Source organism: Caballeronia sp. (assembly GCF_049581465.1).
In the GTDB taxonomy this organism is placed as follows: domain Bacteria; phylum Pseudomonadota; class Gammaproteobacteria; order Burkholderiales; family Burkholderiaceae; genus Caballeronia.
On sequence record NZ_JBAUSA010001295.1, the window covers coordinates 1 to 8,234 of the forward strand.

Annotated in this window: 7 protein-coding genes; 2 read left to right on the forward strand and 5 right to left on the reverse strand. The window is 60.8% G+C overall.

Going from position 1 to position 8,234, the window contains the following annotated elements:
* The first annotated feature begins 148 nt into the window (after positions 1-148).
* Complete coding sequence (gene nadB / locus WCA53_RS31390; protein WP_423920801.1) at positions 149-1,747, forward strand: L-aspartate oxidase; 1,599 nt, start codon at positions 149-151, stop codon at positions 1,745-1,747.
* Between the two features lie 21 nt (positions 1,748-1,768).
* Here nadB and nadC read toward each other — a convergent pair whose 3' ends face one another.
* From nadC to purN, 5 genes are all read right to left on the reverse strand, one after another.
* The gene (gene nadC / locus WCA53_RS31395; protein WP_423920804.1) at positions 1,769-2,668 is read right to left on the reverse strand and encodes a carboxylating nicotinate-nucleotide diphosphorylase; all 900 of its coding nucleotides are present in this window, start codon (positions 2,666-2,668) and stop codon (positions 1,769-1,771) included.
* On the reverse strand, positions 2,668-3,801 hold the full coding sequence (gene nadA / locus WCA53_RS31400; RefSeq protein ID WP_423920807.1) for a quinolinate synthase NadA: 1,134 nt from the start codon (positions 3,799-3,801) through the stop codon (positions 2,668-2,670). The genes nadC and nadA overlap by 1 nt, the downstream gene beginning before the upstream one ends.
* Before the next feature lie 145 nt (positions 3,802-3,946).
* Positions 3,947-5,143 carry a DesA family fatty acid desaturase gene (locus WCA53_RS31405; RefSeq protein WP_423920810.1) on the reverse strand — a complete coding sequence of 399 codons (1,197 nt, stop codon included), beginning with the start codon at positions 5,141-5,143 and terminating at the stop codon, positions 3,947-3,949.
* 285 nt (positions 5,144-5,428) lie between these two features.
* Complete coding sequence (locus tag WCA53_RS31410; RefSeq protein ID WP_423920815.1) at positions 5,429-6,742, reverse strand: RsmB/NOP family class I SAM-dependent RNA methyltransferase; 1,314 nt, start codon at positions 6,740-6,742, stop codon at positions 5,429-5,431.
* The gene (gene purN, locus WCA53_RS31415; protein WP_423920819.1) at positions 6,739-7,389 is read right to left on the reverse strand and encodes a phosphoribosylglycinamide formyltransferase; all 651 of its coding nucleotides are present in this window, start codon (positions 7,387-7,389) and stop codon (positions 6,739-6,741) included. The genes WCA53_RS31410 and purN overlap by 4 nt, the downstream gene beginning before the upstream one ends.
* A gap of 169 nt (positions 7,390-7,558) precedes the next feature.
* Here purN and WCA53_RS31420 point away from each other — a divergent pair.
* Positions 7,559-8,234: bifunctional riboflavin kinase/FAD synthetase (locus tag WCA53_RS31420; protein ID WP_423920822.1), on the forward strand; the 676-nt coding region annotated here is incomplete at its 3' end.

Here is an 8,234-nt window from a genome sequence, read left to right on the forward strand (position 1 = left end):
ATCCACGCCCTACCTATTTACCCCACTGGCCGAACGGCCAACGGTCGATCCGCCCCGCCGCGCGTTATGCTTCCTGATTTGGCTTTGTGCACGTAGTCATAGCCGTGCGAAAGCCGCACCCACTACCAATCGACGGAGATGTGGCAGGATGAATTTCGATGTAGCCATCATCGGCAGCGGGCTTGGGGGCTTGAGCGTCGCGTTAAATCTGGCGCAAACGCAGCGCGTTGCGATTCTTGCCAAGCGCAGCGTCAGCGAAGGCGCGAGCGACTGGGCGCAGGGCGGCATCGCGGCAGTCCTCGACTCGGCTGATTCCACCCACAACCACGTCCGCGACACGCTCGTGGCCGGCGGTGGCCTGTGCGATGAAAGTGCGACGCGGTTCATCGTTGAAAACGGGCGGGCAGCGATCGACTGGCTGATCGAAGAAGGCGTACCGTTCACCAAAGACCTGTCGGCTGAACTCGGTTTTCATCTGACGCGCGAAGGTGGCCACAGCCATCGGCGGATCATTCATGCCGCCGATGCAACCGGACACGCGGTCGTCAGCACGCTCAACGAACGCGTGCGCAATCATCCCAACATCACGGTGCTGGAAGATCACTACGCGATCGACCTGATCACGTCTGAGCGACTCGGCTTGCCAGGGCATCGCTGCCATGGCCTGTATGCAATGGATCTCGTCAGCGGCCGTACTGTGACCATCGAGGCGCAGCACACCGTGCTTGCTACGGGTGGCGCGGGCAAGGTTTATCTGTACACCACGAATCCCGACACGGCGACGGGAGATGGCATAGCGATGGCCTGGCGCGCGGGCTGCCGCGTGTCAAATATGGAATTCATCCAGTTCCACCCAACCTGCCTCTTCCATCCGTACGCGAAATCGTTCCTGATTTCCGAAGCCGTGCGCGGTGAAGGCGGCATTTTGCGCCTGCCCGACGGCACCCGTTTCATGCCCGCGCACGACGAACGCGCGGAACTCGCACCGCGCGACATCGTGGCGAGAGCGATCGATTTCGAGATCAAGAAGCGGGGGATTGACTGCGTCTATCTCGACATATCTCATCAGCCGGAAGCGTTTCTTCAGGAGCACTTCCCCACCATCCTGGCGCGTTGCCGTGAATTCGGTATCGACATCACCAAACAGCCAATTCCCGTGGTGCCGGCGGCGCACTACACCTGTGGCGGCGTGGTGACGGATCTTGCCGGCCGTACCGATCGCGCCGGCCTTTATGCCGTGGGCGAAACCGCGTGCACGGGCCTGCACGGCGCGAACCGGCTGGCAAGCAACTCGCTGCTTGAATGCCTGGTGATCGGGCGCGCGGCGGCGCAGGCTATCGAAGCGGATGGATCTTCGGCGAACGGCCATGCGCCGTTGCCTGACTGGGACGAAAGCCGCGTGTCCGACCCCGACGAAGAAGTGGTCGTCGCGCACAATTGGGACGAGTTGAGGCGGCTGATGTGGAATTACGTAGGAATTGTGCGAACGGACAAGCGGCTCGCGCGTGCGCAACACCGGATTGCGTTGTTGCGTGAAGAAATCCACGAATACTACGCAAACTTCAAGGTCAGCCGCGATCTGCTTGAACTGCGAAATCTCGTCGATGTAGCGTCGCTAATTGTAGAGAGCGCGTGCTCACGGCACGAGAGCCGGGGGCTTCATTTCAGCCGCGACTGGCCGGAAAGCTTGCCCAAGGCGCTTGCGACAGTGTTGACGCCGCCAGTCACAAGACGGCGTCAGGTCTAGCCAACAGCGGCCAGCGGCTCGCTAGATCAACCGCATCGAGTAATCGGTGGCGCGAACGTCCTTCGTCAGGGCCCCGATCGAAATCCGGTCGACGCCCGTTTCCGCGATTGTGCGCACCGTATCGAAATTCACGCCGCCCGATACTTCAAGCATCGCTCGTCCCCCGGTCAGGTGCACGGCCTCGCGCATCGCGTCGAAGGTGAAATTGTCGAGCAGGATCGACTCCGCCTTGTGCGCAAGGGCCGTTTCGAGTTGGGCGAGCGTCTCGACTTCAATCTGGATCGGAACGCCGGCGTTCAACGCAAGCGCGGCGTCCATCGCCGGGCCAACGCCGCCCGCTGCAGCAATATGGTTTTCCTTGATCAAGATGCCGTCGTAGAGCGCAAGCCGCTGGTTCGCGCCACCGCCAACCCGGACGGCGTACTTCTGCGCGAGACGCAAGCCAGGCAAGGTCTTGCGCGTGTCCAGAATCCGCGCATGCGTGCCCTCGACAGCATCAACGTAACGGCGTGTGGCGCTCGCCACGCCCGATAACAACTGGAGGAAATTCAGCCCGTTGCGCTCGGCGGTGAGGAGCGCGCGCGCCGGGCCGTGGAGCAAGACCGCGGGCGTATCGGCGGCCATCAGTTCGCCTTCCGCGTACATCCACTCCACGCGTATCGACGCATCCACGCGCTCCATCACCGCTTCGAACCAGGGCACGCCGCACAGCACCGCGTTTTCGCGGACGGTGACGCGCGCCGTGCGGTGGGCGTCGGCGGGAACTAGCAGCCCCGTTCGATCGCCATCGCCGATATCTTCCGCGAGCGCGTCTGCCACGTTGCGCTCAATTGCCGCATCGAAGGTATCGCCGTATTGCGTGTGAATCGACTCGAATAACGGTGACACGAACCGATGTGTCGTCAACCGATGTGCCGTCATCAAGCGGCCCCCACATTCGAAAACAAGGAAGCGTCCTTCGCCAGGTCCCCGCTCGCCTGCACGCGCTTTTTATGCCGCGCGGCGAAATCGAGCATTCGATCGATCGGAAGACGGGCTCGCTGAGCAATAGCAGGATCCACGAAAATTTCGTTATGGCCGTGTTCAAGCACCGCGGCCAGATTCGTGAGGCCATTCATGGCCATCCACGGACAGTGCGCGCAACTCTTGCACGTAGCGCTATTGCCCGCGGTCGGCGCTTCGATGAACTCCTTACCCGGCGCCGCCAGCCGCATCTTGTGCAAAATGCCGAGATCCGTCGCAACGATAAAGCGCTTCGAATTGAGTTTCACGGCTGCATCGATAAGCTGTGTCGTCGAACCGACCACGTCGGCCAGCGCTACCACGGCTTCCGGCGACTCCGGATGGACGAGGATTTTCGCGTCGGGATATTCGGCCCGCAGCAGGTCGAGTTCGATACCCTTGAACTCGTCGTGCACGAGACACGAACCCTGCCACGACAACATATCGGCGCCGGTTTTCTTCTGGATATAGCCGCCCAAATGCCGATCCGGCGCCCACAAGATCTTCTCGCCCCGTGCATGCAGGTCGGCAACGATCTCCAGTCCTATCGACGACGTCACCATCCAGTCCGCCCGCGCCTTGACCGCCGCGCTGGTATTCGCGTACACGACGACCGTGCGGTGGGGATGAGCATCGCAAAACGCTGCGAACTCGTCGGCGGGACAACCCAGGTCGAGCGAACACGTGGCGTCGAGGTCGGGCATCAGCACGCGCTTTTCGGGGCTCAGGATTTTCGCCGTTTCACCCATGAAGCGCACGCCGGCGACAATCAAGGTCTGCGCAGCGTGATCACGCCCAAAGCGCGCCATTTCCAGTGAATCCGCAACACAACCGCCGGTTTCATCGGCGAGTTCCTGCAGGACCGAATCGACGTAATAATGCGCGACGAGTACCGCATTCTCGCGGACCAACATCGCGCGGATCCGCTCCTTCACATCGCGCTGCTCCTCGCGCGACAGCGCCTCTGGCACCTTTGCCCATGCCTGCCCGACACCGCACGTCGATCCTTGCGGCTGGTCGTACTCGACCCGCTTGATAGTTGCTTGCTCCATGTCCTTCCCGTCTCCATCGTCATGCCGGTTTGCGCAACCCGCCGCGCAACACATCGAAAGCCGAAAACAAAAAACCCCGCCAGAGCGGGGTCGTTTGACGTCACAAAATTTTAACGGATTTCGATAACGTGGGTGAAACGTGCGGTCAAGCGTAGCGACGCAGGCGAAGCGCAAAATCCTGCAGCGCCTTGATCCCGCTTTGTTCCGCACGATGGCACCAGTCCTGCAATTGCACGAGCAGTTGTTCGCGCGATGCATTGGAGCGATCCCACATGGCCGACAGGTCCTGGCGCAACTCGATGTAGGTACGCAGCTTGTGGTTGTCGGACAGAAGCTCCGGCAATTGCTTGCGCTGCGGCTCGTCGAGCCCCGCTTCGTCCTTGTGCACCCACTTGCGCGCGCCGTGCATCACTTGATACTTCTCGCGAGCGCCCGCGTCCTTCAACTTCGACATTTCCTGACGATACGCGCGCTTGACCGCCTTGCCGTACCGCGCCATCACTTCGTAGCGGTTTGACAGAACAGCCTGCAGCGTGTCGTGATCAAGAACCGACTTCGAGGCCGACAGACGCGGCGTAGGCGCGATCTTCTTGACCTTGGCCAGCTTGAACGCCGACATGATGCGGATATACATCCAGCCGATATCGAATTCATACCACTTGTTCGACAGCTTGGCCGACGTGGCGTACGTGTGGTGATTGTTGTGCAGTTCTTCGCCGCCGATCAGGATGCCGAGCGGGAAGATGTTCGTGCTGGCGTCGGCGGAATTGAAGTTCCGATAACCCCACCAGTGCGCGAGTCCATTGACCACGCCTGCCGCCCAGAACGGAATCCAGATCATCTGCACGGCCCATACCGACAGTCCGACAATGCCGAACAGCGCAACGTCGACGACCATCATCAGGCTGATGCCGAGGATCGGATAACGCGTGTAGATGTTGCGTTCCATCCAGTCGTTCGGCGTACCGTGACTGAACTTGCGCATGGTTTCTTCATTCTTGGCTTCCGAACGGTAGAGTTCGGCGCCCTGAAGCAATACCTTCCAGATGCCGCGCGTTTGCGGGCTATGCGGATCTTCTTCGGTCTCGCACTTCGCGTGGTGTTTCCGGTGAATGGCAGCCCACTGCCCGGTCAGCATGCCGGTGGTCGCCCACAACCAGAAACGGAAAAAGTGGCTGACAACCGGATGCAGCTCCAGCGCGCGGTGCGCCTGGCAGCGATGCAAATAGACGGTGACGCCGATGATCGTGATGTGCGTCATCACGAGCGTGAACAGCAAGATCTGCCACCACGAAAAGTCGAGCAATCCGTTGGCGAAAAATTCAAGCGATGAATTCAGCAAGGCAATTTACCTGTTGAGGCGGAAAAAATGGCCGAACGACAATCAGCATCGACGGCTGTTGGGTGCACGAAAGCAATGTGCATGAGGTTCGACGGCATTTTACTTCAGTCGTTCCAAGTCTTTGTCTCAATTAGGAAAAAATTTGATTTCCCTATTGATAACTCACAAATATGCGCGTCAAACTGACCGTTTGTCGAGCATGGTTTACGCTCGATATATGAGGACTAAATTAAAGCTTGAGCCGGACCCCACTTTGAAATCCGGCTCAATCCGAGCAAAAATTACTTATTCTGCGGCTTCCTGAGGTGCTGCGTCCTCACTTTCAACGTCCTTCTTGACAACGGGAATCCGCTCCAGGACGGCTGCGAAAAAGCCGTCCGTGCCATGTTTATGGGGCCACAGCGACAAAAAGTCGCCGGTATCCAGATCGATGCGTTGCTCGGCCAACACATCGCGTGCAGGAACCAACTTGAATCCCGGGTGCGCTTCAAGGAATTTCGCGACCACGCCTTCGTTTTCCGCTTCGAGCATGCTGCACGTTGCGTACACGAGACGCCCGCCCACCTTGACCAGGCGCGCGGCGCTGGTCAGGATGGACAACTGCTTGGGCGCTAATTCCGCGACCGATTCCGGCGACTGGCGCCATTTCAGATCCGGATTGCGCCGGAGAGTGCCAAGACCGGAACACGGGGCATCGACGAGAACGCGGTCAATCTTGCCGGCCAGACGCTTGATCTTGGCGTCGTGCTCGCTGTCGATCAGCACCGGATTCACGTTCGACAAACCGCTACGCGCCAGTCGCGGCTTCAGCTTCGCGAGACGCCGGTCGGATACGTCGAAGGCGTAGAGACGGCCGGTGGAACGCATCATGGCGCCTAATGCCAACGTCTTGCCGCCCGCACCCGCACAAAAATCCACGATCATTTCGCCGCGCCGGGGCGCCACCAGCGAGCACAACAACTGGCTGCCTTCGTCCTGCACCTCGATCCAGCCGTCCTGGAACGGTTGCAGGCGCGTCAGCGCAGGTTTCCCGTCCACGCGCACGCCGTATGGGGCGAACGGCATTTCACCCGCGTCGATACCGGCTTCGGTCAGCGTCTTGATCACCAGCTCACGCGATGCCTTGATCGGGTTCGCGCGCAGATCGAGTGGCGCCGGGTAATTCAGCGCGGCGGCGAGCAACGCGAGTTCGTCGGTATCGAAGCGCTTGGTCATGGCGTCGTAAATCCATTGCGGCAAGTTGGTCCGTACGCGTACGGGCAAGCTGGCCGGATCGATCTTCGACACCTGGTTGAGCCACTGGTATTCATCGGCGGAAATGAACGGTTTGACCGCCGATAAACCCGCCGTCTGCATCAATCCGAGCAACGCCAGACGCCGCGCCAGGTTGCCGGATCCGCTCTCGGCGAGATGCGAAAACTCCATCTTGCGGCGCAAGACGGCAAACACCGCTTCGGCGATAACACCGCGCTCGTTGTGCCCGAGCTTCGGATGCGCGCGGAAAAAACGGCTGGTGGCGGCGTCAGCGGGACCGCTGAAACGCAGTACGTCCGCCAACAACGTCTCTGTCTGTCCTATCAAAAATCCATGAAGCCTCATACGCCCTCCCCGGCAATGTCGGCAAAGAGCCATTGCGGCTCTGGTGGCGTGAGCACGACACGCTCGCCGTCGATGGCAAGACGCCCTTCGACGAACCAGCGCACCGCGCGTGGGTAAATAATGTGTTCGACGGCCAGCACCCGCAACGCAAGCGCTGCAGGATCGTCGCCGGCCATGATGGGGACCGCCGCCTGCACGACGATCGGCCCGTGATCCAGTGTTGGCGTGACGAAATGGACGCTCGCGCCATGCACGCGCACGCCGGCATCGAGCGCTTGCTGGTGCGTCTTGAGGCCCGGAAAGCATGGCAGCAGCGACGGATGAATGTTCATCATGCGCCCCGCGTAGTGCTCGACAAACCCGTCGGTCAGCACGCGCATGAAGCCCGCGAGCACGATGAGATCCGGTTCGAAGCCGTCGATAATGCGTGCAAGCGCGGTATCGAAAGCGTCACGCGTGGCGAATTCGCGATGATCGACGACACTCGACGCAATCCCGTTCGCCGCCGCAAAGGCAAGGCCGGCCGCATCGGGACGGTTGGAGATAACGGCCGCCACCCGGGCAGGCCAGCCGTCGCGGGCGCAAGCGCGCACGACGGCCTCCATGTTGGTTCCCCGCCCGGAAATAAGGATGACGATTTTTTTCATCCACGGATTTTATCATTCGATGCAACGATTCCCGCCCGAATCCGCTGCTCCAAAACCGGGCAAGCCCGCCGTGCCATGCTGTGAGCGTTTATAATCGAACGCTTTGCGGGCTTTGCAGCCTGCTTTTGACCTACCCGATCAACCGCTAACCGCCGACCCAACCGATATCGTGAGAGTCTTCCGCGGCCTGCCCAATGCCGAGAGCCGTGCGCCCTGCGCACTGACCATCGGCAATTTCGACGGTGTCCATCGTGGCCATCAGGCGCTGCTCGCCCGCGTGCGTGCAGCGGCCGACGCACGTGGCCTGCCGGTCTGCGTGATGACCTTCGAGCCGCATCCCCGCGAATTCTTCTATCCTGCCGGCGCGCCGCCGCGCATCGCCATGTTGCGTGACAAGCTCGAAGCGCTGCGCACGAACGGCGTGGATCGCGTGGTCGTCGAGCACTTCAATCACACGTTCGCCAGCCAGTCGCCGGCTACGTTCGTCGAGAACGTGATTGTGAACGGGCTGCATTCGCGCTGGGTGATGATCGGCGACGACTTCCGTTACGGCGCCAAACGTGCCGGCGATTTTGAATCGTTGAAGGCCGCAGGACTCAAGCACGGCTTCGAAGTCGAGCAGATGGCGACCGTCGCCGACATCAACGGCGCACGTATTTCCAGTTCAGGCGTGCGGGCATCGCTGGTGGCAGGCGACCTCGACGCAGCCCGCATCGCGCTCGGCCGTCCCTATGTGATTAGCGGCCATGTCGTGCACGGCCAGAAACTTGGACGTGATCTCGGTTTCCCCACGCTCAATGTGCCGATCGCCCACAAGCGGCCGGCGCTCGCGGGCATCTTCGTGG